Here is a 26,226-nt window from a genome sequence, read left to right as displayed (position 1 = left end):
AACCCCACACATGCAAAATCCGGGTGAGCCGCTGAGGCTCACCCGGATTTCGTTGTGTCTCAAGCCAGGTCGGCGACGGCCTTGGCGACTGTCGGGGCGACGCGGTCATCGAACGCACTCGGCACGATCTCGGTCGCGGACGGCTCGTCCACCAAGGACGCGATCGCTTCTGCCGCAGCGATCTTCATCGCCTCGGTGATCTGCGGAGCCCCGGAGTCGAGCGCGCCGCGGAACAGTCCCGGGAACGCGAGCACGTTGTTGATCTGATTCGGGAAGTCCGACCGGCCGGTGGCGACGACCGCTGCGTACTTCTGCGCGACCGTCGGGTGCACCTCGGGATCGGGGTTGGCGAGCGCGAAGATGATGCAGTTGTCGGCCATCTTGGCCACGTCCGACTCCGGCACAGTGCCACCGGAGACGCCGACGTAGACGTCCGCGTCGAGCAGGGCGTCGCCGAGCTTGCCGCGCAACCCGAGGGGGTTGGTCGTCGCGGCGAGCTTGCGCTTGATGTCGGTGAGGTCGGTGCGCTGCGGCTCGATGATCCCGCGCGAGTCGCACACCACGAGGTCGTCGATGCCGGCCCGGCGGAAGATGTTCGCGATCGCGACACCGGCCGCGCCCGCACCACCGATGACGACGCGCAGACTCGACAGTTCGCGTCCGACGACCTTCGCGGCATTGATCAGCGCAGCCAACGCGACGATCGCGGTGCCGTGCTGGTCGTCGTGGAACACCGGGATGTCCAGGCGCTCCTTGAGCTGGCGCTCGATCTCGAAGCAGCGGGGCGCCGAGATGTCCTCGAGGTTGATGCCACCGTAGGTCGGTGCCAGGCGGACGACGGCCTCGACGATCTCCTCGACGGTGCCCGTCTCCAGACATACCGGCACGGAGTCGACGTTCGCGAAGTGCTTGAACAACACCGCCTTGCCCTCCATCACCGGCAGGGCCGCGACCGGCCCGATGTCACCGAGACCCAGCACCGCGGTGCCGTCGGTGACGACCGCGACGGTGTTGCGTCGCGTCGTGTACTCGAACGACAACTGCGGGTCCTGGGCGATGGCGCGGCACACGTCGGCGACGCCGGGGGTGTACAGCAGAGCAAGGTCCTTGCGGTCACGCAAGGGCTTGCTCGGAACGGACTCCAGCTTGCCGCCCTCGTGGGCGGCGAACACGGGTCCGGAGGTATCGGGGCGTGAGGGATGAGTCATAGCAGACAAAGGTCTCCACCTTCGAAGATCGGCTCGTCGATGAGCACCGGCTTGGGAGCCGGACTGTTGAGCGGTCGATCGCCGGGGTGGCGGCGCACTTCCGTGAGATTCGAAACGCGAGGTTGGCCCGCGTACGTCCCGTCAGTGTTTCACAGGGATGCCCGAGCTGTCAGTCGGGACACGACATACACCCGCGTGTTGACGCAGGCCTTTGCCGGAGGCTGCACCACCGGCAGTACCCTGTACGACGCAGCCCGCGACCGGTGCTCCACCGGTGCACTCAGGAGGGGGACGAATGACGACCACACTCGTACTCGGCGGAACGCGCAGCGGCAAGGCCCAGTACGCGCGGCGTTTCCTACCTGCGGACGGGGCGGTCACCGTCATCAACGCCGGCGGCGAGGCAGCACGTTCGGGACGGGCGGCGCAGATCCACGGTCCGCGCGAACAGGTGCACGTGAGCGACTCCTGGAACGTCACCGACCCCCTCGACGTCACCCGAGCGATCCTGCGCACCCGCAACCCGGTATTGGTCGACTGCCTGGGCACCTGGGTGGTCGGTCTGCTCGACGAGTGGCAGACCTGGGACGACCCGCAGCAATCACTCGAACGGATCGAGCAGGCTGCGTACGAGTTGGCCGCGCTCTGGTCGGACGCCCCGTACGACGCCGTCGCCGTCTCGCACGAGGCCGGTTTCTCGCCGCTGTCGCCCGACCCGCGGGCCCGCGTCTACCAGGAGTGCCTCGGTCGGGTGAACACCATCATCAGCCAGGCCAGCCGGCGAACGCATGTGGTGATCGCCGGACGCGTCCTGGACCTGTCGGACGCTCCCGCCATCCACTGACCTCCCGAAGAAAAATCCGCGCACCCGGTTGCGGGTGCGCGGATTTCTCGTACTGACGTGCTCAGTCGGTCTCGACCTGGACGAACGGTGGCTTGACCACCTTCGCCTCGACGCCGCGGCCGCGGACGTCGATGGTGACCTGGGTGCCCTCGGTGATGTCGCGGTCGAGCAACGCGAGCGCGATGCCTTGCTTCAGCGTCGGTGACATCGTGCCGGAGGTGACCTCACCGATGACCTTCCCGTCGGAGTCCTTCACCTCGCAGTGCGCACGCGGGATGCCGCGGCCGGTGACCAGCAGGCCCCAGGAGAGGCGGTAGTCCTTCGCGGCCTTCCGCGTCTCGAGCACGTCCTTGCCCCAGAACGCGTCCTTCTTCCACCCGACGGCCCAGCCGGAGCGCGCCATGTTGGGGGTGATGTCCATCGACAGATCGTTGCCGTGCAGCGGGTACCCCATCTCGGTGCGCAGCGTGTCGCGGGCGCCGAGCCCGCACGGCAGACCACCGAACGGCTCCATCGCCTCGACGAGGGCGTCCCAGACGGCGGGAGTGTCCTGCCAGCGCGGGACGAGTTCGAAGCCCTTCTCGCCGGTGTATCCGGAACGCAGCACGATGACGGGCTTGCCGTTCCAGTCGGCCTCGGCGAACGACATGTACTCCAGGTCGGTCGGCAGGCCGAGCGCCTCGACGACCTCGAACGACTTGGGACCCTGGACGGCGATGACGCCGTACTCGGTGTGCTGGTCGGTGACCGTGACGCCTTCGGGCAGCTTCTCGTTCAAGCGGCGCACGACCTCGGCGGTGTTGGCCGCGTTCGGGACCAGAAAAACCTCGTCGTCGCTGCGCAGGTACTGGATGAGGTCATCGACCACGCCGCCGGTCTCCTCGTCGCAGCACATCGTGTACTGGGCCTTCGGCGGGGAGATCTTGCGCAGATCGTTGGTGAAGCAACTGTTGACGAAGTCGGCCGCGCCGGGACCCTTCACCAGCGCCTTGCCGAGGTGGCTGACGTCGAAGATGCCGACGGCCTCACGGACCGCGGTGTGCTCGCGCAGCACTCCGCCGCCGGGATACTCGATCGGCATCTGCCAGCCACCGAAGTCGGCCATCTTCGCGCCGAGCGCCTGGTGGCGGTCGTGCAACGGGGAAGCTTTCAAGGATGCGTCACTCATGGGGCGAACCTACCGGTGGTTCGCCCGCGTATTGTCGCGGGTGGGCAACCGAGCAGTACGCCGACAACACCACCGTAGAAGTACTCCGAGAGGACACTCACCCGTGACCACAGTGACCCTGACCGACCGTCCCGCCGACAAGGTCTCGGCGCCCGTCCTGGTCGTGATGACCCTCGCCGTCGACGGCAAGGCGAGCGTTTCCGGCGCGAACCTCGACCCGGCGGTGGCCGAGTCCGTGAACCAGGCGCTCTCCGTCCTCGGCGCCTCCGGTACGGCCGACGAGATCGTGAAGCTGACCGGCATCGCCGGCACGAGCGGGTACGTCGTCGCAGCCGGGTCCGGTCTCGACCACGAGCCGGTCGACACCGACGTCGAGGCGGTCCGTCGCGCCGCCGGTTCGGCCGCTCGCGCCCTGCCGGACGTGGCCCACGCGTCCTTCGGTTTCCCCAGTGACACCGCGGCGCTGACGGTCGCGGCCGTCGAGGGTCTGCGCTTCGGCGCCTACGAGTACACCTCCTACCGCGCCACCGGCGCCAAGCCCAAGCCGCTGGCGAAGGCGTCCGTGTCCTCGTCGGTCGCGAAGGCGTCCACCACCAAGACCGGGGTGAAGCGCGCACAGATCCTCGCCGACGAGCAGGCCTGGGCCCGCGACCTGGTCAACATGCCCCCGCTCGACCTCTACCCGGCCTCCTTCGCGGCCGAGGCCAAGCGGCACTTCGCCGGCACCGAGGTCAAGGTGCAGGTGCTGGACGAGAAGGCGCTCGCCCGTCAGAACTGCGGCGGCCTGGTCGGTGTCGGACGCGGTTCGTCGCGTCCGCCGCGCCTGGTCACCCTCACCTACAAGCCGGCCAAGGCCAAGGCGCACATCGCGCTCGTCGGCAAGGGCATCACGTTCGACAGCGGTGGCCTGTGCATCAAGCCGGCGACCGGCATGGTGACGATGAAATGCGACATGGCGGGAGCCGCATCGGTGGCTGCGGCGACCGCTGCGATCGCGGCGCTCGGTCTGCCGATCGCGGTCACCACCTACCTGTGCCTCGCCGAGAACCTCACCGGCTCGGACGCCCAGCGCCCTGGTGACGTCGTGACCATGCCGAACGGCAAGACCGTCGAGATCATCAACACCGACGCCGAAGGCCGCCTGGTCATGGCCGACGGTCTGTGCTTCGCCTCGAAGGCCGACCCCGACCTGGTCGTCGATGTCGCGACCCTCACCGGCGCCGCCGTCCTGTCGCTCGGTCCGCGCACCACGGCCGTCCTGTCCAACGTCGACGGCGTGCGGGACGAGGTGTTGAACGCTGCCGCCACCGCCGGTGAGGCGATGTGGCCGATCCCGCTGCTGGACGAACTGCGTCCGCCGATGAAGTCGAACGTCGCCGACGTGAAGCACACCGGCGAGCGCATGGGCGGGATGATCACCGCCGCGTTGTTCCTGCGCGAGTTCGTCGGTGACGACACGTCCGGCGCGCAGCTGCCATGGGCTCACCTCGACATCGCCGGTCCGGCGTACAACGAGGCGGGCGCCTACGGCTACACCCCCGTCGGAGCCACCGGACACAGCGTCCGCACGCTGGTGGCGCTGGCCGAGGGACGCGCCTGATCGCTGTTTTCCGAACGACGAAGGACGCGCCACGGACATCCGTGGCGCGTCCTTCCTTGTTTCGGCCTGTTTGCCCGGTCTGTCAGCCGCCGGACTTGCGGCGGAACATCTGCTGCGTCCCCGAGGTCTCGGCGTCGTGCGTGCCGGCAACCTTGGAGTGCGCCGAGTGATCGGACACGTCCCGTCCGCCGTGCGCCTTCTTCTTGTCGAGGGCCTCGCGGAACTTCGCCTTCATCTCATCGCTGGGTGACGGCTTGTCGCCTGACATGTCCACTCCTTCTGCTCGGCTGGAAGACCATCGCGCAAGGTCTCCCGTGTCGGAACACTCTCGCACGGACGTGGCACCCGTTCCAGTGATTACTCTCCAGTTGACAACCACCTGTTCGGCGAATTCGGCGGCAGTGCCAAGATTGTCGGCGTCGACGATCTCGACGCGGTCCCCTGTGCGCAACCCCGTGAGGAGCTACGAGCCAATGGCGCGATCCACCGACCAGACCTACGACATCGTGATCCTGGGCGGAGGCAGCGGCGGTTACGCGTGCGCGCTGCGGGCCGCCGAACTGGGTCTGAATGTCGCGCTGGTCGAGAAGGACAAGCTCGGCGGCACCTGCCTGCACCGCGGCTGCATCCCGACCAAGGCGCTGCTGCATGCCGCCGAGGTCGCCGACTCCGCACGCGAAGGCGCGAAGTTCGGGGTCAATACCGCCCTCGAATCGATCGACATGGCGGGCGTGCACAAGTACAAGGACGGCGTCATCTCCCGTCTGCACAAGGGCCTGCAGGGCCTGGTGCAGTCGGCCGCCATCGACTACGTCGAGGGGGAGGGACGCCTGTCATCCCCCACCACGGTCACCGTCGGCGACCGCACACTGACCGGCAAGCACGTCGTCCTCGCCACCGGTTCGTACGCCAAGAGCCTGCCCGGTCTCGAGCTCGGGCCGCGCATCATGACCAGCGACCAGGCCCTGACGCTCGACTTCGTCCCGGAGAAGGTCGTCGTGCTCGGTGGCGGCGTGATCGGCGTCGAGTTCGCTTCGGTGTTCAACTCCTTCGGTGCTCAGGTCACCATCGTCGAGGCGTTGCCCCGCCTGGTCGCGGCGGAGGACGAAGCGATCTCCAAGCAGCTCGAACGCTCCTTCAAGAAGCGCAAGATCACCTCGAAGACCGGCGTGAAGTTCGCCGCTGCCACGGCGAGCGACGACGGCGTGAGCGTGCAGTTGGAGTCCGGTGAAACGATCGATGCCGACCTGTTGCTGGTGGCCGTCGGCCGCGGCCCGGTCACCGACGGGCTCGGCTACGAGGAGGCCGGCGTGAAGGTCGACCGCGGATTCGTCCTGGCCGACGAGCGCTGCCGCACCACTGCGGAGTCCGTGCGCGCGGTGGGCGACATCGTCCCCGGTCTGCAGTTGGCGCACCGCGGGTTCGCCCAGGGGATCTTCGTGGCCGAGGACATCGCCGGTCTCGAGCCTGCCCCGCTCGTGGAGGGCACCATCCCGCGCGTCACCTACTGCGACCCCGAGATCGCCTCGGTCGGCCTGACCGAGGAGCAGGCGAAGGCCGAGCACGGCGAGATCAGCACCTACGAGTACAACCTCGGCGGCAACGGCAAGAGCCAGATCCTGCAGACGCAGGGTTTCGTGAAGCTCGTCCGCGCCGAGGAGGGCGCCGTGGTCGGCGTCCACATGATCGGCGCCCGTATGGGCGAACAGGTCGGCGAGGCGCAGCTGATCGTCGGGTGGGAGGCACTGCCCGACGACGTCGCGTCGATGATCCACGCCCACCCCACCCAGAACGAGGCTCTCGGCGAAGCGCATCTCGCACTGGCCGGAAAGCCCCTGCATGCGCATGCATGAGACGAAGATGGACTTGAGCCACCCAACACAAGGAGACTGCACACATGTCTGAACGCGTGACGATGCCCGCACTCGGCGAATCCGTGACGGAAGGCACCGTCACCCGATGGCTGAAGAGTGTCGGCGACGAGGTGGCCGTCGATGAACCGTTGCTCGAGGTCTCGACCGACAAGGTCGACACCGAGATCCCCTCGCCGGTTGCCGGCACCCTGCAGGAGATCCTGGTCGAGGAGGACGAGACCGTTCCGGTCGGCGCCGACCTCGCAGTGATCGGTGACGGTGAGGCATCCGGCTCGTCCGACTCCTCCGACTCCGGCGAGGAGAAGGAAGAGCCGAAGGCGCAGGAGAAGACCGAGGAGAGGTCGGACGACTCGTCCGCCGGCTCCGAGGAAGCCGCGGCTGCCGAGGGCAAGGAGGAGGCCTCCGAGGAGACGGCCAAGGAAGAGGGCGCCGACCAGGCCGAGTCCGACTCCTCGTCGGAGTCGTCCGGCGGCTCTGGTGATGGCGACGTCGAGGGCGGCGAGATCATCAAGATGCCGGCTCTGGGCGAGTCGGTCACCGAAGGCACCATCACCCGCTGGCTGAAGGCCGAGGGCGATGACGTCGCTGTCGACGAGCCGCTGCTCGAGGTCTCGACCGACAAGGTCGACACCGAGGTGCCCTCCCCTGTGGCGGGCAAGCTGACCAAGATCCTGGTGCAGGAGGACGAGACCGTTCCGGTCGGCGCCGACCTCGCCGTCGTCGGCGCAGAAGCCGGCGGATCCCAGCCCAAGAAGGACGAGGCGCCCGCGAAGTCCGAGAAGTCCGAGGCGCCGAAGCAGGACGCCGAGGAAGAGCCGAAGGCACAGGAGGAGTCCGGCGACACGCAGGACAAGGCCGCCGCTGCTGCCGAGAACAAGGAAGAGACTCCCGAGCCCGAGGCTGCCCCCGGCAAGGAGGACGAGGCCAAGGAGCAGAAGCAGGAAGCCGCACAGCAGCAGGAGCAGGCTCCCAAGCAGGACAAGAAGCCGGAAAGCACCGACGCGAAGCCCGCTTCGACCGCCGGTGACGCCGGGTACGTCACCCCGTTGGTGCGCAAGCTTGCCGAGCAGGCCGGAGTCGACCTGTCGTCGATCAAGGGGTCCGGTGTCGGTGGACGCATCCGCAAGCAGGATGTCCAGGCTGCCGCGGAGGCCGCGAAGGCGCCCGAGCAGGAAGAGGCTCCGGCCGCTTCGCAGGACGCACCGGCACCCGCCGCGTCCGGTGGCCAGTCGGCTCCGCCTGCGGTCTCGCCGAAGCGCGGCACGACCGAGAAAATGACCCGTATGCGCAAGCTGATCGCGACGCGCATGGTGGAGTCGCTGCAGGTTTCGGCCCAGCTGACCACGGTCGTCGAGGTCGACGTGACCAGGATCGCGCGTCTGCGTGACAAGGCGAAGGCCGGTTTCCAGCAGCGTGAAGGCGTCAAGCTCAGCTTCATGCCGTTCTTCGCGCTGGCCGCGGTGGAGGCACTCAAGGCGTACCCGCAGCTCAACGCGAGCGTGCAGGACGACTCGATCGTGTACCACCCCGCGGAGAACCTCGGCATCGCGGTCGACACCGAGAAGGGTTTGTTCGTCCCGGTCATCCAGAACGCCGGCGACCTGAACATCGCCGGTCTGTCGCGCAAGATCGCCGACCTCGCCGACCGTACCCGCGGCAACAAGATCACGCCGGACGAACTGGGCGGTGGCACGTTCACCCTCACCAACACCGGCAGCCGTGGGGCGCTGTTCGACACCCCGATCATCAACCAGCCGCAGGTCGGCATCCTGGGCACCGGCTCGGTGGTCAAGCGTGCGGTCGTGGTGCCGGACGGTGACGGTGGCGAGACGATCGCGATTCGCTCGATGGTCTACCTGGCCCTGTCGTACGACCACCGCATCGTCGACGGCGCCGATGCTGCGCGGTTCCTCACGCACATGAAGGAGCGCTTGGAAGAGGGCGCCTTCGAGGTCTGAGCACACCCGCTTGAGGCCGGTCCCGGCGACGGGGCCGGCCTTCGCGTTTGCCGGACGGCTTGTTCATCGCCACGAGTGGATCAACCACGACTGACCCGACCGCACCAGTTCGAGAGTCACGCGCTGGGAATTGGCCGGTCGGTCATGTGTGACGGAGGCTGTGGTGACCACGTAGTCGGGTCGTTGCACCGTGGTGATCACCGTCATCCGGCTGGCCGACCTCTTGGTGACCGAGACCTGCCCCACGTCGAACCTCACCTGCCCGTAATCGGCACCCTGCCTCTGCGCCGTCGCGAGTGCGGTCCGATCTGCTTTGTCCGCGGGTGAATTCGGGGCGAGGGCATGGACCAGAAGTTGGGGGTCTTCCTGATTCCATGCCCTCGCTCGAGCCGCCACCAGGTCGCTGACGATCTGGGACGGGGTCTTGAGCGCCACAGCCGGCTTCGGGACCGGCTTCGGGACAAGCTTCGCGGCGGGTGGAGCGGCAGACGACGGCTGCTGGACCGCCGGCGGCGCAGAAGTCGGCGTGGACGGATCGACGTGGCCGGTGGCGTACGTCGGTTCGTCGGGCACGAGCGCCCAGACTCCCGTCGCGACGACCGAGGTAACCAGTGCTGCACCCGCTCCGGTGAACAGCGCGTGCCGCGCGGGAAGCTTCGAGGCGAACCGTGACCGCAGAGACGGTTCAGGGTCGGTCTCGGCATCCTCCACGGCCTTGGCCGCACGGATCATCCGGCGCGTGAGCAGCACCGGTTCTTGGGCGTCTGCTACTCGGCGCGATCCCCGACTGCCGGCCACCGGCGCCGGTCGCGCTTCGGCGCATCGCCACAGGCGCAGCGCGAATTCGCCTGCGCTGGGACGTTCTTCCGGATCGAACGACATCGCCTCGTCGATCAACTCGATGACCGACCCATCCAGGTGCGATGCCACACCCTGAAGCTCGGGGCGCTGGAGCAACGGCGGTGGCGGAGTGCCGGTCACGCAGGCCCAGGCCACCGCGCCGAGTGCGTAGACGTCGGACGCCGGTCCCGCGGGCTGTCCCGCGAGTACCTCGGGCGCGGCCCACGCATCCGTGGCCCAGGTGGTGTCGTCATAGCTGCCGGCCAGCCTGGCGACGCCGAGGTCTGCCAGCAGCGGTTTGCCGGCGTCGGTGAACAGGATGTTGCCGGTCGAGATGTCGGCATGGACGAGTCCGGAGCCGTGGAGGTCGTGCAGGGTTCGCGCGATCGGGGTCAGCACGGTCACCAGTTCACCTGGGGTGAGGGTGCGCCGGGCTTCGATCGCATCTGCCAACGATCCACCTTCGGCCAGATCGAGGATGAGCACGGTGCGTTCGTCCCCGCCTTCCTCCCGCACGGTGTCGCGCAACCGGACCACATGATCGTGATCCAGTCTGCGCAGGAAGTCCTCCTCCCCGACGGTGCGCTCGTGAGACGAGGGAATCAGTTTGGCTGCCAAACGAATTCCGTCCGGACGTCGCACCACCCAGACCTCGCCCGATCCCCCGGCGCCCAGCCGGTCGATCACCTCGTAACCGGGAATCACCGGCTTCCCGCTGCCGTCCATGAGCTCGTCCATGCCGACACCGTGCCACCGATCGACAACGCCGTCGGAAGTTATCCACACCACCCTGGCCCGAGCAGTGATGATGTAACGGTGAGTGAGTTCCTCGGCGTCGGCCCCCGCACGTGGCGCTTCCTGCTGGTGCTGGGTGGGCTCGCCATGCTGTTCACGGCGGTGGGCGCCGTGTCATCAGCGCTCGATCACGATTGGTATCACACGGCGTACTTCACAGCCATGAGCGCGGTGTTCGCCGGGGCGGTGTGGCGCAATCGCACCCGTGCCCGCTCGGACGCCCCCTGCGCTGATTGAGCCCGTGGGACTGACAGGCGCGATATCGCCCCGGTAGGTAATCGGGTCCCCACGATCGCTGATTGAACCGGGCGACTGACACTCGCAACCCTCGCCACCGCTGGAAGGTAACCGGCGCGCCACAATCGCTGGTTGAGCCCGGGACTAGGTACGAATTCACCCGCGCCGAAACAACGGCAAGATCGACGCAAAGCCGACCACATTTCCCGTCCACGGAGGTTTACAAGCGGTCCAAGCCATAGCCATGGCGCGGTAAGCCGCGATAGACGAGGAGTTGGTCGATTCCGACACCGGGGTCACCTCGAAGGTCGAGCACGCCCTCGGGCACCAATCGTCGCGCCGGTGACAGTCATTCCGATGCCCCATAAGTTGGGCGGCATGATCGATGAACGCACGCTGCTTTTCGCTCACCTGGATGCCCAGCGAGCACACGTGCTGGCGACGACGGACGACCTCGGCGATGACCACTTGCTCCAGCCGGTGGCACCGTCCGGATGGTCGATCGCCCGAATGATCAACCACCTCACCTACGACGACGAGATCTTCTGGGGTGCAGCGGTTCTCGGCGGCGACGAGGAAGCGATCGGGCTCGTCCAGGACGGGTGGCAGGTGCCGGTGACGCGCGGCGCTGATGCGATCGCCACCTACCGACGCTGGACCATGCGCGTCGACGATCTCCTCGCAGACCTCGATCTCGACAGTGCCCCGAAGTGGTGGCCCGGCTCGGATGTCTTCCCCTTCCCTGCGTTCGAGACGTCGCGAGAAGTCGTCCTGAGATTGCTCACCGAAACGGCTACGCACGCCGGCCACCTCGACCTCGCCCGCGAGCACATCGACGGTCACCAGCACCTCGTCGTGGAGTGACGACCGTGGCGAGGACCGACCGGGTCGAGGTTCGCCCGGCGAACCAGGTCAGCTGTGCCGAACTCGACCAGGTCTTCGGCACGAAGGCATCAGCGGCCGAATGTCGTTGCCAGCGTTACCGACTCGCCCGGGTTCGCGGTCATTCACGAACCCTCGAAGCGACGGGCGGTGGTCTCGATCGATCTCTGAGCGACCTCAACCGCGCGCCACATCGACCGCTTGCCAATTCTCGGCCGAGCGCCGGGCCGCATCGATCACCCGCGCCGTGTGGACCGCGTCCCACGGGTCCACCGGCATCGCCGCCTGGACGTCGCCGCTGTGCAGCGCGGCCGTGACCTGCTGGTAGAAGGTCGTGGAGGACTGCACTTCGCGGACCGGTTCCCTGGTCTCGCCACGAGCGATCCAACCGATGTGGCCCTCGGAGTTCTCGAACCCGAGAAAGGCGTTGGGTTCGGTCTCGAACTCGGTGACGACGTACGCCGCCTTCGTCCCGCTCACCCGCAACCGTGGTCCGGGAGCGCCCGCGAGCGAGGTGGTTGACAGCTCGGACACGACACCCGAGGCGTGTCGACACAGGAGCACCGCAGCATCCTCGGCGATGGTCGTGTGAGCCGAGACCGTCGCGAAGACCGACTCCACCGGTCCGAAGAGATCGACCGCCGAGTCGACCAGGTGCGTCCCGAGATCGAGCAGCAGTCCCCCTCCGTCGGCGGCCGACGCCTGCTCGCGCCAACGATCCTTGGGTTCGGGACGCCAACGCTCCCAACGGAATTCGTAGCGAATGACGTCGCCGATGGTGCCGTCCGAGATCAGCTTCTTCGCGGTCAGGTGCGGCGGGTCCCAGCGACGGTTATGGAAAACCGTCAACGGGCAACCGGCATCCTCAGCAGCCTCGACCACCTCTCGGGCAGCCGAGGAGTCGACCGCGATCGGCTTGTCGACGACAGTCGGGAGGCCGGCCGCGATGCAGGCCATCAGGTGTTCGAAGTGCTTCCCGCTCGGTGTCGCGAGCACGACGAGGTCCAAGCCCGACACCTCGAGAAGGGCGTCCAGATCCGGCACGACCACGGCGTCCGGCTCGTCGGCACGCACCGCATCCGAACGCTCCGCCGAAGACGTCGCCACAGCCCCGATCTCGAACCCGGCGGCTCGCAGCTGCGCTCGATGGATTCCACGTCCCGCCATGCCGTACCCGGCGATTCCAACGCGCATGCGAACACGGTAGTGCTGCCCTACGGTCGAACCATGAGCGGCGAGTTGATCACGACAGCGCAGGCAGCCGAAATGCTCGGCGTGCAGCCCGCGACGATCTACTCCTACGTCGCCCGCGGCGTACTGACCCGAGCCACCGCCACCAGCCGGCACGAGGGGTTCGCTCTTTCGTCGCAGCGATGAAGGTGTTCATTGTCTGCAGCGTGAACCTCTCGGTCCGCGCCTTCTATATGGATGCCGTCCACCTACCCGCGCGTACCGAACCGCGCACGTCGAGGGTCCAGCTCGGTTCTACCCTGAGTCAATGCGCATCGAACACGTCGGTTTCGACCCCGATCTCGTCGACTACCAGCACGCCTGGGACCTGCAGAAGCAGGTGCATGCGCAGGTCGTCGACGGCACCCGCGAGGACACCGTCCTGCTGCTCGAGCACGCTCGGGTCTACACCGCCGGAAAGCGCACCGAACCACACGAGCGCCCGTTCGACGGCACCCCGGTGATCGACGTGGACCGTGGGGGCAAGATCACCTGGCACGGCCCGGGCCAGTTGGTCGGTTACCCGATCGTCCGACTCGACGACCCGATCGACGTGGTCGCGTACGTGCGACGGCTCGAGCAGATGATGATCGATGTCTGCGGCGATCTCGGGCTGGATGCCGGACGTGTCGAGGGACGCAGCGGCGTGTGGTTCCCGGCGTCCGACGGCAGGCCGGAGCGCAAGGTCGGAGCAATAGGCATCCGGGTCAGCCGGGACGTGACCATGCACGGTTTCGCACTCAACTGCGACTGCGATCTCTCGTGGTCGACCACCATCGTCCCGTGCGGGATTCCGGACGCGGGTGTCACGAACCTCACCCGGGAACTCGGTCGCGACGTCACGGTCGCCGAGGTGCTGCCCTACGTCGAGAAGCGGCTGGACTCGATCCTGGGCTAAACGCTCAGTGCTTTGACCCGAGCCCCCTACGCGGCAGTAAGCCCATTCCGGGCGAGACGACTGAACCCGGCCGCGTACGCTGGTACGAACCGTGTCACCGCCGCCACGCGCGTGACTGTCTGTTGATCGAGGGAGCCGTTCGAGGATGACCATCGCACCGGAGGGACGCCGCCTGCTGCGCGTCGAGGCCCGCAACGCCGAGACGCCGATCGAGCGCAAGCCCGAATGGATCCGCACCACCGCGAAGATGGGTCCGGCCTACACCAAGCTGCACACGATGGTGAAGAGCGAAGGGCTGCACACCGTCTGCCAGGAAGCCGGTTGCCCCAACATCTTCGAGTGCTGGGAGGACCGCGAGGCCACCTTCCTCATCGGTGGTGACGTCTGTACCCGGCGCTGCGACTTCTGTGACATCGCGACCGGTCGCCCGACCGAACTCGACATGGACGAGCCGCGCCGCGTAGCGGAATCCATCCAGCAGATGAACCTGCGGTACGCCACAGTCACCGGCGTCGCCCGCGACGACCAGCCGGACGGCGCAGCACGCCTGTATGCGGAGACCATCCGCAAGATCCACGAACTCAATCCGAACACCGGCGTCGAGATCCTCCCGCCCGACTTCGGCGCCAAGCCGGACCTGGTCGGTCAGGTCTTCGACGCACGTCCGGAGGTGTTCGCGCACAACTTGGAGACGGTGCCGCGCATCTTCAAGCGGATCCGTCCGGCGTTCACCTACGACAAGTCGCTCAAGGTGCTCACCATGGCCAAGGAGCAGGAGCTGGTCACCAAGTCCAACCTCATCCTCGGCATGGGCGAGCAGGAGCACGAGATCGAGCAGGCGCTCACCGACCTGCATCAGGCCGGCTGCGACATCATCACGATCACCCAGTACCTGCGTCCCTCGCCCCTGCATCACCCGATCGACCGATGGGTGAAGCCGCAGGAGTTCGTGCACTGGAGCAACGTGGCCCGTGACCTCGGCTTCGTCGGGGTGATGGCCGGACCCCTGGTCCGCTCGTCCTACCGCGCCGGACGCCTGTACTCCACAGCCATGGCCGCACTCGGACGCGAGGTGCCGGAACACCTCAGCCACCTGGCGCAGGCAGCATCCGAGCCCGCCCGTCAGGAAGCGGCGTCGCTCATGGCCAAGCTCGCCCCGCAAGTATCCTGAACCGCATGTCCACCTCCTCCACCGCGACGGCGCCGAAGAAGTCGCGCCGCAAACGCAGGCCCAAGGACCCTAACAAGCCGGGTCGGTTCAGCCAGATCTCTACGCTCTACAAGGGCGCCGTCAAGCAGAACCCGCGGATCCCGTTGTGGATGGCCCTCGCGTTCCTCGTCGGCTTCCTTCCCCTGCTGCTGATCGGCCTGGCGTGGGGACACCCGTTCTACCTGGGCTTCATCGGCCTGATGGTCGGACTGCTGCTGATGATGATCGTGTTCGGCCGGTTGGCCGAGCGGGCCGCGTACAGCCAGCTCGACGGGCAGCCGGGGGCGTCCGGTGCTGCGTTGGGTGCGCTGCGTCGAGGGTGGTTCGTGGAGCAGGAGCCGGTCGCGGCCGACGCGGGCCGTGCCCGCAACCCTCGCGACATGGGTTCTGCCGCAATGGTTTTCCGCGCAGTCGGACGCCCCGGCGTCGTGCTCATCGGTGAAGGTCCGAAGGCCAATGCGAGCAAGCTGCTCAACTCGGAGAAGAAGCGGGTCGAACGGGTCGTCGGTCCCGAGGTTCCGATCACGATCTACCGCGTGGGCCAGGGCGAGGACACCGTCGCGGTCAGCGAGATCACCAAGCGCATGGGCAAGCTGGACAAGAAGCTCACCACCGCCGAGGTAACCGCCGTCAACAAGCGCCTGCGCGCGCTCGGCACGAAGCGTCCGCCGATTCCCCCGGGCATGGACCCGCGCAACGCGCGTCCGGACCGCCGCGGGATGCGCGGCCGCTGACGTACACCGGCTGCAGTTCGTCACCCCACGACCTCGATGGTCGTGGGGTGACGACGTTTCTGACCGGATGCTCCGGTGAGCTGCAGCGCGGGTGAGCGCCTCAGCGGGTGCGGACGATCATCGTGCGAGCGATCCGGTCATGGAAGCCGCGCTCGTCCTTGTCCCAGATCACTGCCGGCAGAACCAGGGCCAGCAGCAGGGTCCGGATCGTCGCAGGCACCAGGCCGGCACGTTCGCCGTCCACCCGCAGCACCATCAACCCCATGATCCGGTGGCCGACCGTCATGCCGAGCGTGCCGACGAGCAGGATGTTCTCGATCACGAAGACCAGCAACGGCTTGAAGCTGCCAGCTCCCGGTTCACCCCAGCTGAATCCGAGGAGACCGGCAGCGATCAGCGAACACAGCGCCCAGTCGATGACCAGTGCGATCGCGCGGGGGCCGGTGCGGGCGATCGAACCCGGTCCCGACTCCGGCAAGCCCAGGTCGCGTCCCGGATAGTCACCCTCGGCCCGCTCGCGGACCGCTCCGGGACCCTCCAGCCAGCTGCCTACATCACGACGATCAACCACGTCCCGAGCCTAAGCCAGCCGTGATGCCGCGAAATGTTCGGGCTCATCGGGGCCCAAGACGTAACACGGGCGAAACAATCGGGTCACTGCCGGGAAACCGCGCCCCGATAAGGTCGACTCAGTCGAACGGCCGAGGAATACCCCGGCTGTGACATTCCAGATGGAGGTTCCATGTTCAACAACGCCGACGAGGTCCTGAAGTACATCAAGGACGAAGGCGTCGAGTTCGTCGATGTTCGTTTCTGTGACCTGCCGGGCGTGATGCAGCACTTCAACGTGCCTGCCAAGACGTTCGACCACGACGCGTTCGAGACCGGCCAGATGTTCGACGGCTCGTCGATCCGAGGTTTCCAGGCCATCCACGAGTCCGACATGAAGCTGATCCCGGACCCGAAGTCGGCCTACCTCGACCCGTTCCGTGAGCGCAAGACGCTCATCATGAACTTCTCCATCGTCGACCCGTTCACCGGTGAGGCCTACAGCCGCGACCCGCGCAACATCGCCGCGAAGGCGGAGGCCTACCTGAAGTCGACCGGCATTGCCGACACCGCGTTCTTCGGTGCCGAGGCCGAGTTCTACATCTTCGACGACGTGCGCTTCGAGACGAACTCGCACTCGGGTTACTACTACGTCGACTCCGTCGAGGGTGCCTGGAACACCGGCCGCGTCGAAGAGGGCGGCAACCTGGGCTACAAGCCGCGCGTCAAGGGTGGCTACTTCCCCGTCCCGCCGGTCGACCACATGGCCGACCTGCGCGACCAGATGTGCGTCAACATGGACAAGGTCGGCCTGAACGTCGAGCGCGCGCACCACGAGGTGGGCACCGCCGGTCAGCAGGAGATCAACTACACCTTCTCGACGCTGCTCGGCTCCGGCGACGACGTCATGAAGTTCAAGTACATCATCAAGAACACCGCCTTCCAGGCCGGCAAGACCGCCACCTTCATGCCGAAGCCGCTGTTCGGCGACAACGGTTCGGGTATGCACACCCACCAGTCACTCTGGAAGGACGGCGAGCCCCTCTTCTACGACGAGAAGGGGTACGGCGGCCTGTCCGACATCGCCCGCTGGTACGTCGGTGGCCTGCTCAAGCACGCTCCGTCGCTGCTGGCCTTCACCAACCCGACGGTGAACTCCTACCACCGTCTGGTGCCGGGTTACGAGGCTCCGGTCAACCTGGTGTACTCGGCGCGCAACCGTTCGGCCTGCGTCCGCATCCCGATCGCCGGCACCTCGCCGAAGGCCAAGCGCATCGAGTTCCGAATCCCCGACCCGTCGGCGAACCCTTACCTGTCGTTCGCGGCTCAGCTGATGGCCGGTCTGGACGGAATCAAGAACCGCATCGAGCCGCCGGAGCCGGTCGACAAGGACCTCTACGAGCTGCCGCCGGAGGAGCACGCGAACATCGAGCAGGTGCCCGGTTCGCTGCCCGAGGTGCTGGACGCGCTCGCGGCCGACCACGACTACCTCACCGAGGGCGACGTGTTCACCGAGGACCTCATCGAGACCTGGATCGACTACAAGCGCCTCAACGAGGTCGACCCGATCCGCTTCCGTCCGCACCCGCACGAATTCGAGATGTACTACGACCTGTGATCCGTCAGGTCACCTGCACATCGAGCGAGCGCCGTCCCCGTCATCGGGGGCGGCGCTCGCTTTGAGCTCTCAGTGACGCGGACCTTGCGTACAGATGCCCGCGTCACATCCGGGTGCGCACGCCATGACCTGCGCGTCCGGACGCAGCGTGGGCGTGGGTACGTTCACTGCGCAAACTCTCGGGTCGCCCCCAGTCAGGTCGGTGAGGTTGCAATCCCCAGGGCGCAGCACGTCCTCCCATGCCTTGCCGGAAACCACGCCCAACGAGAGTCAACCGCCGCAGGGCGATACATAGCCGCCTGTGCCGATGACTGCCCGGATTGCTCGGACCTCGTCAGACCTTCGCGAATTTCGCGCACGCGAAGGAGTAGATGCCGTAACAGGCGATGCCGAGAGCGACGACGGTGAGCAGGATCTTGCCGAACGGCTGCTCGAGCAAGGTGCGCAGCGCACCGTCGAGGCCCGTCGTCTCCTTCGTGGAGCCCTTCGCTCCCCCGACGACGAACAACCCTCCGACGATAGTCAGTGCAATTCCCTTGGCGACGTAGCCGATTCGACCGGCATGGATCACCGCATCACCGGGGTTGCCCTGCAGGTCCTCCCGGAACTTCTCGGTCCAGCCCTTGTACAAGTGGTACGCGCCGACACCCAGGATCACCAAACCGATGATGGCCACGAGGACGCGTCCGAAGGGCTGATGCATCAGCTTCGCGGTGAAGTCACGGGTGTTGCCACTGCTGGAGGACGAACCGCCCGAGGCGAACTTGTAGGTGGTCCAGGCAAGACCCATGAACAACACCGTTTTCGCGACGTCCTGGACGGCGTCCTTCGCCCGGTCCTTGGCCTCCGTCCCGGGCGAGCCGGTGGCCGCCTCGGTCAGATGCCACAGCGCGAGCAAGACGAATCCGACCACCAGGACCCACAGGATCACTTTCCCGCCGGGCTGACCGGACAGGTTGCCGAGGGCGCCGGTCTGGTCGGCACTGCCGCCGCCCTTCGACCACGCGATACGGACCGCGATCCACGCCATCAGCAGATGCAACAGACCGCTCGCGGCGAACCCGACCCGTGCGCCGCACTCGACGACTTTGGAGTCACCGACCTGACGTGCGGCACCTTCGACATCGCGTTGGTTCATTCCACAGATACTGCCCTGTCGCAGTTGCGGAACGGGTGGACCTGCCCATCCGATGCGGGATACTCGCCCGATGAGCGACTGCGTGTTCTGCCAGATCATCTCGGGCGAGACTGCGGCCTTCGTCGTGCACGAGTCCCCCGGCACCATCGCCTTCCTCGACACCCGCCCGGTCTTCAAGGGACATGTGCTCGTCGTGCCTCACGAGCACCACGAGACACTCGCCGACCTGCCGTCCGGCCAGGTGCCGCCGTTCTTCGACGTCGTGCAGCACATCGCCGCACGGATGCCGCAGGCCCTGGACTCACAGGGCACGTTCGTCGCGATGAACAATGCTGTGTCGCAATCAGTTCCACACCTGCACTGCCACGTCGTCCCGAGGACCAAGGGCGACGGGTTACGCGGATTCTTCTGGCCACGAACGAAGTACACCGACGGGGAGGCCGCCGAATACGCGCAGCAGCTGGGCGCCGCACTCCAGGAGCGATGAGTCAGGGCGCCGCATATGGCCCGGTAGTTGCGCCGCGGCGTCCGACGTGGTGAAGTCACTGCCCATGACCGTCCTGATCGACCCGCCGTTCTGGCCTGCATACGACCGCCTGTGGTCGCATCTGGTCAGTGACGAGTCGTACGCGGAGTTGCACAGCTTCGCGCGGTCCGTCGGTCTTCCGGATCACCTGTTCGACGGTGACCACTATGACATTCCGCAGGACCGTTACGCGCAGGTCGTCGCCGCCGGCGCGGTCGAGGTGAGCGGCGGTCAGCTGATCCGCCGGCTGATCGCCGGCGGACTTCGAATCCCGGCCAAGAAGCGCTGACGGCGAGCGTCAGTCCAGGCGGCGGGCACCGTCGCCGGCGCTCGCAACGAACGCCGTCGGGGTCGTACCAGAAGATCTGTCGTCCGTCGGCGAGGTGCCCGGCAACGCGTCCGATCGACCTACTTCAAGCGACGCCACTCGTCCGGGACGGCGGCGTTCGACCCTGCGAGCGGGTCGGTCCGCATAACATCGCGAGCAGATCACCCGAAGACGTCCAGGAGTTGTTCATGCCCGCGAACCTGTCCACCTCGATCGACATCGACGCACCGCCGGCGAGGGTCTGGGCGATCGTGTCCGACCTCAAGCGCATGGCCGAATGGAGCCCGAGCACGGCGAAGGTCATCGTGCGCGGTGGCGAGATCAAGCACGGCGCCACGATGATGAACATCAACCGGATGGGTCTGAAGGTCTGGCCCACCCAGAGCAAGGTCACCGCTTACGAGCCCGAGCGCAGGATCGCGTTCAAGATCCGTGAGAACCACAGCACCTGGATCTACGAACTCGAACCCACCGCGGACGGCGGCACCCGCCTGACCGAGACCCGCGACGTCTCGAACGACACCACGAAACTGTCTAAGGTGCTGATCGACAAGGTGCTCGGCGGCGAGCCGACCTTCGAGGCCCACCTGATGACCGGCATGAAGCAGACCCTGGCGAAGATCAAGTCCGAGGCGGAGACGGCCTGATCCGAACGCACCGAGTGGCCGGGCTGTGAACCGGTGGCCGGGATATAACCCGGACGCTGGTTCATAGCCCCGGCCACTCGGCGTCAGGAAAGTGTCAGAGGGCCTTGATCTGGTCGAGCATGAACGCGATCTCGAACGCGTCCTGCTTCCAGGCGTCGTAGCGTCCGCTGCTGCCGGCGTGCCCGGCGACGATCTCGGTCTTCAGCACGATCGGGCGGTCGGCCCCGTTGCTCGTGATCTCGCGCAGCTGCTGCACCCACTTGACCGGTTCCACGAACGAGACGCGGGTGTCGTTGATGCTCGTGGTCGCGAGGATCGCCGGGTACTGCACGGGACGGATGTTCTCGTACGGGCTGTAACCCTTCATGTACGCGTACACGCGGGGATCCTCGATCGGGTTGCCCCATTCCTCCCACTCCCCGACCGTGAGCGGCAGGGTCGGGTCGAGGATCGTGGTGAGGGCGTCGACGAACGGCACCGCGGCGTGCACCACACGGAAGACCTCCGGCGCCCGGTTGACGACAGCACCGATGAGCAGTCCTCCGGCCGAACCTCCTTCTGCCGCAAGCCGATCCGGTGCAACCCACTGCTGATCGATCAACCAGCGCGAGCAGTCGACGAAGTCGTCGAAGGTGTTGTTCTTGGCGAGCATCTTGCCGTCGTCGTACCAGGCTCGGCCCATCTCACCGCCGCCACGCGGGTGCGCCAAGGCGTACACGACCCCCCGGTCGAGCATCGACAGTCGCAGCGCGGAGAACGCCGGATCGATGCTCACCTCGTAGGACCCATAGCCGTAGATGAATCCGGGGTTAGTGCCGTCGGCGCGGACGTCGGCCCGGCGGGCGATGTCGACCGGCACCTGGACGCCGTCCCGCGCGGTGACCCAGACCCGCTCCTCCACGTACTTCTCCGGGTCGAACCCGCGCACGTCCTGCACCTTCAGCACGGAGCTCGCTCCGTCGGAATCGACGTCCACGACCGTGCGTGGCGTGAGAAGCGACGTGGCGACGAGTTGCACCGTCGTCTGGTCATAGCTCGGATTCGAACCGGGGCCGATGCGGGGAATGCCGTTCACGTCGATCGGACGCGGGTCGCCGTACGGCTCCTCACCCGCGATCGCCTTCGACAGCAGGTCGGCGGTCGGCAGACCGCCGCGGCGCAGGAACATCGTCACGAAGCCCTCGAATGCCAGCGCCCCGAGCACCCGCTCCCCCGCAGCCGGCTCGTACACCGGCTTCCAGTTCGCTCGGCCCGGAGCGTCCAGCGGTGCCCAGGCGAGCGCGAAGTCGGCATGAGTTCCGTTGTGCGTCACGATGATTCGGTCGCCGTCGACCTCGACCGAGTAGTCGAGTCCGTGTTTGCGGGGTTCGACGAGCAGCGGTTCGGAAAGCGGGTCACGCAGGTCGAGCAGTCGGACCTCGCTGGTCAGCTGCGACCCGGACTGGATGACCAGCCACTTGTCGTCGCGTGAGGATTCGATGCCGAGAGCGAACATCTCGTCCGCCTCCTCCAGCACCAGCACGTCGGACTCGGTGTTCGAGCCGAGTTCGTGGCGCCAAACCTGGTGAGCACGCCACGCGTCGTCGCGGCGGACGTAGAACAGGTGCGTGCCGTCGTAGGACCACGCCAGATCGTGACTCGCCTGCTTCACCGTGTGGTCGAGCACCTGTCCGGACGCGATCTCGCGAACGTCGAGGTCATAGAGCTCGCCGCCGGTGCGGTCGACCAGGATCGCCATCCTTTCCCCGGTGCGGTCGATCTCCAGTGCGGCCAGTTCGAAGAACTCCTCGCCCGCGGCTTCGGCGTTGCCGTCGACCAGCACCTGCTCCCCCGCCAGCGGCGTGCCGGGGACGGGTGTGGGTCGATCGGCGTGTGCGGATCGTGATGTGCGGCAATGAATCTCGTACTGCTGCCCCTCGACCGTGCGCGCGTAATACCACCAGTCACCGAGCAGAACCGGCACCGAGACGTCGTCCTGGACGATCCTGGACTTCATCTCGGCGAAGATGGCCTCCGTGCCCGCAGCGAGGTGACCGGTGACCGCCTCGGTGTACGCGTTCTCCGCCTTGACGTGCGGGAGCAGGCGCGGGTCGTCGTGGTCACGCATCCAGGCGAAGTCGTCGACGAACACGTCGCCGTGGAAGACGCGCTCACTCGGGATGCGTTCGGCCAGTGGCGGTTGCAGAGGGGTCTCAGAATCGGTCACCGGGACACGCTAACCCGCAGCGAAAGTCCGCAGAACTCGCGGGTCACCTCGCGGGTTCTGCGGACTTTCGGTTGCTGTCTCAGGCTGTCAGGCAGGTCGGGCCGAGCAGCGCCTTCAGATCGCCGAAGAGTGCGGGCGACGCCGCGACCTTCAGCTTCTCATCGAGTTTCACCGTGACCTGACGTCCGGGCTGGACGAGGCGGATGTGCACCTCGGTGCCGCCCGGGTGTTCGGCCAGCACGCCCTTGAGCTTCAGCGCCAGACCGTTGTTGGCCCGGGCGAGCGGCATGGTCAGCACGATGGGCCCGCGCAGGTCGCCCTTGAGTTCGGGGATGGTCATCTCCTGGGCGTTGAGACTGATCGAGTCGTCGCGCGACATCACCTGCGCCCGGATCACACACACGGTGTCGGTGTTGAGCATGGTCGAGACCGTCATGTACGTCTTGGCGAAGAACAACACCTCGACCGAACCCTCGAGGTCCTCGACCTCGGCGATGGCCCACAACTCACCCTTCTTGTTGCGCTTCAGGGTGAGGCTGGTGACGAGTCCGGCGATCGTCACCTGGGAACGATCCTTGGGCGGGTCTTCGCCGAGCAGCCGCGAGATCGGGGTGTCGGCGTGCTGGGCGAGCACGTGTTCGATTCCGAAGAGCGGGTGGTCGGACACGTAGAGGCCGAGCATGTCGCGCTCGAACGCCAGCAGTGTCTGCTTGTCCCACTCGATGTCGGGGATCGGCGGCAGCGCCGCGAAGGTGACCGCGTCGTCGTCCCCGAAGCCGCCGAACAGGCTGTCCTGGCCGTGGGCCTCGTTGCGCTTCTCCTCCACCAGCGAGTCGACATACGTCTCGTGCACGTGCACCAGACCTTGGCGCTTGTGCTGCAGGTCGTCGAAAGCCCCTGCCTTGATGAGGGATTCGATCGTGCGTTTGTTGCACACCACCGCCGGCACCTTGCGCAGGAAGTCCTCGAAGGAGGTGAAGCGTCCCTTCTCCTGCCGCGCCTGCACGATGCCGTCGACGACGTTGCCGCCGACATTGCGTACAGCGGCCAGACCGAAACGGATGTCCTCGCCGACAGCGGTGAAGTCGTCGACCGACTCGTTGACATCGGGCGGCAACACCTTGATGCCGAGCTTGCGCGTGTCGGCGAGGTAGATCGCCATCTTGTCCTTGGAGTCCTCCACGGACGTCAGCAGCGCCGCGGCGTACTCGGCCGGGTAGTTCGCCTTCAGGTAGGCGGTCCAGCAGGACACGAGTGCGTACCCGGCGGCGTGCGACTTGTTGAAGGCGTAGCCCGCGAACGGGAGCATGACGTCCCACAACGCCTGGGTGGCTTCCTTGGAGTAGCCGTTGGCGGTCATTCCGGCGGAGAAGTTGTCCCACTCCTTCGCCAGCACCTCGGGCTTCTTCTTACCCATGGCACGACGCAACAGGTCTGCACCACCGAGGGTGTACCCGGCCAGCTCCCGGGCGATCGCCATGATCTGCTCCTGGTAGATGAGCAGGTGGTAGGTCTCACCCAGGATCGGGTCGAGCGCGTCCTTCAGCTCGGGGTGGATCGCGGCGATCGGCTTGCGACCGTTCTTGCGGTCGGCGTAATCGGTGTGCGCGTTCGCTGCCATCGGTCCCGGCCGGTACAGCGCGAGCACAGCGGTGATGTCCTCGAACCCGGTCGGCGCCATCTGACGCAGCAGCGTCCGCATCCCGCCGCCGTCGAGCTGGAACACACCGAGCGTGTCACCACGACCGAGCAGCTCGTAGGTCTTCGGGTCGTCCAGCGGGATCGTCTCGGTGGTGATCTGCTCGCCACGGTTGGCCTCGATGTTCTTCAGCGCCTGGTCGATGATGCCGAGGTTGCGCAGCCCCAGGAAGTCCATCTTGACCAGGCCCATGTCCTCGCACTGAGGGTAGGAGAACCCGGTGATGATCGTGCCGTCCTTGTCGCGGCGATGCATCGGGATCAGGTCGAGCAACGGCTCGGACGACAGGATGACGGCGGCCGCGTGCACACCGGTGCCACGGATCTTGCCCTCGAGGCCGCGCGCGGTCTCGAAGATCTTCTTCACCTCCGGCTGGGCCTCGATCATCGATCGGAAGTCGACGCCCTCGTTGTAGCGCGGGTGGTCCTTGTCGTAGGTCGAGGCCAGCGGAACGCCCTTGCCCTGGACGTCGGGCGGCATCGCCTTGGAGATCTGGTCGCCGAGGCTGAACGGGAAACCGAGGATTCGGTTCGCGTCCTTGATGGCGGCCTTGGCCTTGATGGTGGAGAAGGTGTTGACCTGCGCTGTGTAGGCGGCGCCGTACTTCTCGGTGACGTAGCGAACCATCTTGTCGCGCTGGCGGTCGTCGAAGTCGAGGTCGACGTCGGGTGGGCTGATGCGCTCGGGGTTGAGGAATCGCTCGAACAGCAGGCCGTGTTCGAGCGGGTCGAGCTCGATGATGCGGGTCAGGTAGGCGACCAGCGAACCGGCGGCAGAACCACGACCCGGGCCGAGCGGGATGCCGTTGTCCCGTGCGTACTTGCAGATGTCGGCGACCACGAGGAAGTAGGAGCTGAAGCCCATCGGCTCGATGACCGACATCTCGGTCTCGATGCGCTCCCAGACGCCGTCGGGCACCTGGTCGCCGTACCGCTCGGTGACGCCGATCTTGATCTGTTCGCGCAGGTACTGCGACTGGGTCTGCTCGGCGGGGACGTCGGGGAACTGCGGCATCCGGTCGATGTGCTTGAAGACGTCTTCGTAGCTCTCGATCTGTTCGGCGATGCGCAACGTGTTGTCGCACGCCTGCGGCAGCTCCCGGAACAGTTCACGCATTTCGTCGGCCGACTTGATGTAGTAACCCGACCCGTTGAACTTGAACCGGCTGGGGTCATCCTTGTTGCGGCCGACGCCGACACACAGCAGGTCGTCGTGGCTGTCGGCCTGGTCTTCGGTGACGTAGTGGGAGTCGTTGGTGGCCAGCAGCGGCAGGTCGAGACGCTTGGCGACCCGCAACAGGTTCTCGCGGACCTGGCGCTCGATGTCGACGCCGTGGTCCATCAGCTCGAGGTAGAAGTTCTCCTTGCCGAAGATGTCCTGCAGTTCGGCCGCCGCCGCACAGGCCTCCTCGAACTGCCCCAAGCGAAGCCGGGTCTGAACCGCGCCGGAGGGGCAGCCGGTGGTGGCGATGATGCCCTCGGAGCGCGCCGCCATGATCTCGTTGTCCATGCGCGGCTTGCCGTAGAAACCCTCGAAGCTGGCCAGCGAGCTCAGCGCGAACAGGTTGCGCAGACCCGTCGCGTTCTTGGCCCACATCGTCATGTGCAGGTAACGACCGCCACCGGAGATGTCCTTGCCACCCTCGCCGTCGACGTTGTTGTCGCGCTGACCGCTGGTGGCCCAGAACTCCTGCTTGCGGTTGCGCCGGTCGGACGGCGCGACATACGCCTCGATGCCGATGATCGGCTTCACGTCGGGGAAATCCTTGGCCGCGCCCTGGAAGTCGTAGGCGCCGAACATGTTGCCGTGATCGCTCATGGCGACGGCCGGCATGCCGAGGCGATCGACCTCCGCCAGCAGCGGTTTCACCTGCGCAGCACCGTCGAGCATCGAGTACTCGGTGTGCACGTGGAGGTGGACGAAATCGCTGCGGGTGTGGCTCTGGCTGGACATCGCGACGAGTCTAAGTCCGACCTGCGACAGCCGCCTCCTCAGCGCGCACGGTGGGACGAATGAGGCCTGTGTTATGTCCCCCGG

Annotated in this window: 23 protein-coding genes; 14 read left to right on the top strand and 9 right to left on the bottom strand. The window is 66.6% G+C overall.

The annotated features are described in order from the left end of the window. Nucleotides 1-59: 59 nt before the first annotated feature. Entirely contained in the window at nt 60-1,208 is a 1,149-nt protein-coding gene (locus FB459_RS08065; RefSeq protein WP_129624039.1) for an NAD(P)-dependent malic enzyme, read from the bottom strand. Between the two features lie 295 nt (nt 1,209-1,503). On the opposite strand from FB459_RS08065, the gene FB459_RS08060 reads away from it, so the two are divergent. Then, entirely contained in the window at nt 1,504-2,052 is a 549-nt protein-coding gene (locus tag FB459_RS08060) for a bifunctional adenosylcobinamide kinase/adenosylcobinamide-phosphate guanylyltransferase (RefSeq protein ID WP_141928088.1), read from the top strand. Between the two features lie 61 nt (nt 2,053-2,113). Here the strand turns inward: FB459_RS08060 and gcvT are convergent, their stop codons facing one another. Beyond that, on the bottom strand, nt 2,114-3,220 hold the full coding sequence (gcvT, locus tag FB459_RS08055; protein WP_141928087.1) for a glycine cleavage system aminomethyltransferase GcvT: 1,107 nt from the start codon (nt 3,218-3,220) through the stop codon (nt 2,114-2,116). Between the two features lie 103 nt (nt 3,221-3,323). Here gcvT and FB459_RS08050 point away from each other — a divergent pair, with 103 nt between their 5' ends. Beyond that, on the top strand, nt 3,324-4,820 hold the full coding sequence (locus FB459_RS08050; protein ID WP_129624042.1) for a leucyl aminopeptidase: 1,497 nt from the start codon (nt 3,324-3,326) through the stop codon (nt 4,818-4,820). An 82-nt stretch (nt 4,821-4,902) separates the two neighbouring features. Here the strand turns inward: FB459_RS08050 and FB459_RS08045 are convergent, their stop codons facing one another. After that, nucleotides 4,903-5,088, bottom strand: coding sequence for a DUF5302 domain-containing protein (locus FB459_RS08045; protein WP_129624043.1), 186 nt, complete (start codon nt 5,086-5,088; stop codon nt 4,903-4,905). 205 nt (nt 5,089-5,293) lie between these two features. Between FB459_RS08045 and lpdA the strand changes: the two genes are divergently transcribed. Then, on the top strand, nt 5,294-6,673 hold the full coding sequence (gene lpdA / locus FB459_RS08040; RefSeq protein WP_141928086.1) for a dihydrolipoyl dehydrogenase: 1,380 nt from the start codon (nt 5,294-5,296) through the stop codon (nt 6,671-6,673). 44 nt (nt 6,674-6,717) lie between these two features. Next, nucleotides 6,718-8,652, top strand: a complete 1,935-nt coding sequence (sucB, locus tag FB459_RS08035; protein ID WP_141928085.1) for a 2-oxoglutarate dehydrogenase, E2 component, dihydrolipoamide succinyltransferase — start codon at nt 6,718-6,720, stop codon at nt 8,650-8,652. 63 nt (nt 8,653-8,715) lie between these two features. On the opposite strand, the gene FB459_RS08030 is transcribed toward sucB, so the two are convergent. Next, nucleotides 8,716-10,230 (bottom strand): serine/threonine protein kinase, encoded by a 1,515-nt coding sequence (locus FB459_RS08030; RefSeq protein WP_141928084.1) that lies wholly within the window; start codon nt 10,228-10,230, stop codon nt 8,716-8,718. A gap of 78 nt (nt 10,231-10,308) precedes the next feature. On the opposite strand from FB459_RS08030, the gene FB459_RS08025 reads away from it, so the two are divergent. Together FB459_RS08025 and FB459_RS08020 are read left to right on the top strand one after the other, a co-directional pair. Next, the gene (locus FB459_RS08025) at nt 10,309-10,524 is read left to right on the top strand and encodes a hypothetical protein (RefSeq protein WP_129624047.1); all 216 of its coding nucleotides are present in this window, start codon (nt 10,309-10,311) and stop codon (nt 10,522-10,524) included. A gap of 357 nt (nt 10,525-10,881) precedes the next feature. Next, nucleotides 10,882-11,388, top strand: a complete 507-nt coding sequence (locus FB459_RS08020; RefSeq protein ID WP_240795868.1) for a mycothiol transferase — start codon at nt 10,882-10,884, stop codon at nt 11,386-11,388. A gap of 195 nt (nt 11,389-11,583) precedes the next feature. On the opposite strand, the gene FB459_RS08015 is transcribed toward FB459_RS08020, so the two are convergent. After that, nucleotides 11,584-12,600 carry a Gfo/Idh/MocA family protein gene (locus tag FB459_RS08015; RefSeq protein ID WP_141928083.1) on the bottom strand — a complete coding sequence of 339 codons (1,017 nt, stop codon included), beginning with the start codon at nt 12,598-12,600 and terminating at the stop codon, nt 11,584-11,586. A 33-nt stretch (nt 12,601-12,633) separates the two neighbouring features. Between FB459_RS08015 and FB459_RS08010 the strand changes: the two genes are divergently transcribed. The 4 genes from FB459_RS08010 to FB459_RS07995 all read left to right on the top strand — a co-directional run bounded on the left by FB459_RS08010 (nt 12,634) and on the right by FB459_RS07995 (nt 15,478). Beyond that, on the top strand, nt 12,634-12,783 hold the full coding sequence (locus tag FB459_RS08010; RefSeq protein WP_129624049.1) for a helix-turn-helix domain-containing protein: 150 nt from the start codon (nt 12,634-12,636) through the stop codon (nt 12,781-12,783). 13 nt (nt 12,784-12,796) lie between these two features. Further along, nucleotides 12,797-13,534: a lipoyl(octanoyl) transferase LipB gene (gene lipB, locus FB459_RS08005; protein ID WP_281279586.1), complete on the top strand. Its 738-nt coding sequence runs from the start codon at nt 12,797-12,799 to the stop codon at nt 13,532-13,534. A 145-nt stretch (nt 13,535-13,679) separates the two neighbouring features. Beyond that, the gene (lipA, locus tag FB459_RS08000; RefSeq protein ID WP_141928082.1) at nt 13,680-14,705 is read left to right on the top strand and encodes a lipoyl synthase; all 1,026 of its coding nucleotides are present in this window, start codon (nt 13,680-13,682) and stop codon (nt 14,703-14,705) included. A gap of 5 nt (nt 14,706-14,710) precedes the next feature. Beyond that, nucleotides 14,711-15,478, top strand: coding sequence for a DUF4191 domain-containing protein (locus FB459_RS07995; RefSeq protein ID WP_141928081.1), 768 nt, complete (start codon nt 14,711-14,713; stop codon nt 15,476-15,478). Nucleotides 15,479-15,578: 100 nt separating this feature from the next. Here FB459_RS07995 and FB459_RS07990 read toward each other — a convergent pair whose 3' ends face one another. Further along, complete coding sequence (locus FB459_RS07990) at nt 15,579-16,049, bottom strand: RDD family protein (RefSeq protein WP_129624053.1); 471 nt, start codon at nt 16,047-16,049, stop codon at nt 15,579-15,581. Nucleotides 16,050-16,220: 171 nt separating this feature from the next. Between FB459_RS07990 and glnA the strand changes: the two genes are divergently transcribed. Continuing rightward, nucleotides 16,221-17,645: a type I glutamate--ammonia ligase gene (glnA, locus tag FB459_RS07985; RefSeq protein ID WP_129624054.1), complete on the top strand. Its 1,425-nt coding sequence runs from the start codon at nt 16,221-16,223 to the stop codon at nt 17,643-17,645. Nucleotides 17,646-17,979: 334 nt separating this feature from the next. Here the strand turns inward: glnA and FB459_RS07980 are convergent, their stop codons facing one another. Beyond that, a complete protein-coding gene (locus FB459_RS07980; protein WP_141928080.1) occupies nt 17,980-18,783 on the bottom strand; it encodes a DUF1206 domain-containing protein in 804 nt (267 codons plus the stop codon). A 52-nt stretch (nt 18,784-18,835) separates the two neighbouring features. On the opposite strand from FB459_RS07980, the gene FB459_RS07975 reads away from it, so the two are divergent. The 3 genes from FB459_RS07975 (at nt 18,836) to FB459_RS07965 (ending at nt 20,284) form a co-directional block, all read left to right on the top strand. Then, nucleotides 18,836-19,270 (top strand): HIT family protein, encoded by a 435-nt coding sequence (locus FB459_RS07975; RefSeq protein ID WP_129624056.1) that lies wholly within the window; start codon nt 18,836-18,838, stop codon nt 19,268-19,270. Nucleotides 19,271-19,334: 64 nt separating this feature from the next. Continuing rightward, the gene (locus FB459_RS07970) at nt 19,335-19,598 is read left to right on the top strand and encodes a DUF4031 domain-containing protein (protein WP_141928078.1); all 264 of its coding nucleotides are present in this window, start codon (nt 19,335-19,337) and stop codon (nt 19,596-19,598) included. A 227-nt stretch (nt 19,599-19,825) separates the two neighbouring features. Next, complete coding sequence (locus FB459_RS07965; protein WP_141928077.1) at nt 19,826-20,284, top strand: SRPBCC family protein; 459 nt, start codon at nt 19,826-19,828, stop codon at nt 20,282-20,284. A 94-nt stretch (nt 20,285-20,378) separates the two neighbouring features. On the opposite strand, the gene FB459_RS07960 is transcribed toward FB459_RS07965, so the two are convergent. Together FB459_RS07960 and dnaE are read right to left on the bottom strand one after the other, a co-directional pair. Further along, nucleotides 20,379-22,490 (bottom strand): S9 family peptidase, encoded by a 2,112-nt coding sequence (locus FB459_RS07960; protein ID WP_141928076.1) that lies wholly within the window; start codon nt 22,488-22,490, stop codon nt 20,379-20,381. A gap of 79 nt (nt 22,491-22,569) precedes the next feature. Then, nucleotides 22,570-26,142 carry a DNA polymerase III subunit alpha gene (gene dnaE / locus FB459_RS07955; protein WP_141928075.1) on the bottom strand — a complete coding sequence of 1,191 codons (3,573 nt, stop codon included), beginning with the start codon at nt 26,140-26,142 and terminating at the stop codon, nt 22,570-22,572. Nucleotides 26,143-26,226: the final 84 nt, after the last annotated feature.

It is taken from the genome of Yimella lutea (assembly GCF_006715095.1).
GTDB classification, from domain to species: Bacteria; Actinomycetota; Actinomycetes; order Actinomycetales; family Dermatophilaceae; genus Yimella; species Yimella lutea.
This window is presented reverse-complemented; position numbering and strand designations above follow the sequence as displayed.

Excerpts from the sequence above, each read along its gene's own strand:
- sucB (WP_141928085.1), top strand. The coding sequence starts at position 6,718 with ATGTCTGAACGCGTGACGATGCCCGCACTCGGCGAATCCGTGACGGAA.
- FB459_RS07970 (WP_141928078.1), top strand. The coding sequence starts at position 19,335 with ATGACCGTCCTGATCGACCCGCCGTTCTGGCCTGCATACGACCGCCTG.
- lipA (WP_141928082.1), top strand. The coding sequence starts at position 13,680 with ATGACCATCGCACCGGAGGGACGCCGCCTGCTGCGCGTCGAGGCCCGC.
- FB459_RS07965 (WP_141928077.1), top strand. The coding sequence starts at position 19,826 with ATGCCCGCGAACCTGTCCACCTCGATCGACATCGACGCACCGCCGGCG.
- FB459_RS08065 (WP_129624039.1), bottom strand. The coding sequence starts at position 1,208 with ATGACTCATCCCTCACGCCCCGATACCTCCGGACCCGTGTTCGCCGCC.
- FB459_RS08030 (WP_141928084.1), bottom strand. The coding sequence starts at position 10,230 with ATGGACGAGCTCATGGACGGCAGCGGGAAGCCGGTGATTCCCGGTTAC.
- FB459_RS08020 (WP_240795868.1), top strand. The coding sequence starts at position 10,882 with ATGCCCCATAAGTTGGGCGGCATGATCGATGAACGCACGCTGCTTTTC.
- gcvT (WP_141928087.1), bottom strand. The coding sequence starts at position 3,220 with ATGAGTGACGCATCCTTGAAAGCTTCCCCGTTGCACGACCGCCACCAG.
- FB459_RS07975 (WP_129624056.1), top strand. The coding sequence starts at position 18,836 with ATGCGGGATACTCGCCCGATGAGCGACTGCGTGTTCTGCCAGATCATC.
- FB459_RS07995 (WP_141928081.1), top strand. The coding sequence starts at position 14,711 with ATGTCCACCTCCTCCACCGCGACGGCGCCGAAGAAGTCGCGCCGCAAA.
- lpdA (WP_141928086.1), top strand. The coding sequence starts at position 5,294 with ATGGCGCGATCCACCGACCAGACCTACGACATCGTGATCCTGGGCGGA.
- FB459_RS07980 (WP_141928080.1), bottom strand. The coding sequence starts at position 18,783 with ATGAACCAACGCGATGTCGAAGGTGCCGCACGTCAGGTCGGTGACTCC.
- FB459_RS08015 (WP_141928083.1), bottom strand. The coding sequence starts at position 12,600 with ATGCGCGTTGGAATCGCCGGGTACGGCATGGCGGGACGTGGAATCCAT.
- dnaE (WP_141928075.1), bottom strand. The coding sequence starts at position 26,142 with ATGTCCAGCCAGAGCCACACCCGCAGCGATTTCGTCCACCTCCACGTG.
- FB459_RS08010 (WP_129624049.1), top strand. The coding sequence starts at position 12,634 with ATGAGCGGCGAGTTGATCACGACAGCGCAGGCAGCCGAAATGCTCGGC.
- glnA (WP_129624054.1), top strand. The coding sequence starts at position 16,221 with ATGTTCAACAACGCCGACGAGGTCCTGAAGTACATCAAGGACGAAGGC.
- FB459_RS08045 (WP_129624043.1), bottom strand. The coding sequence starts at position 5,088 with ATGTCAGGCGACAAGCCGTCACCCAGCGATGAGATGAAGGCGAAGTTC.
- FB459_RS08060 (WP_141928088.1), top strand. The coding sequence starts at position 1,504 with ATGACGACCACACTCGTACTCGGCGGAACGCGCAGCGGCAAGGCCCAG.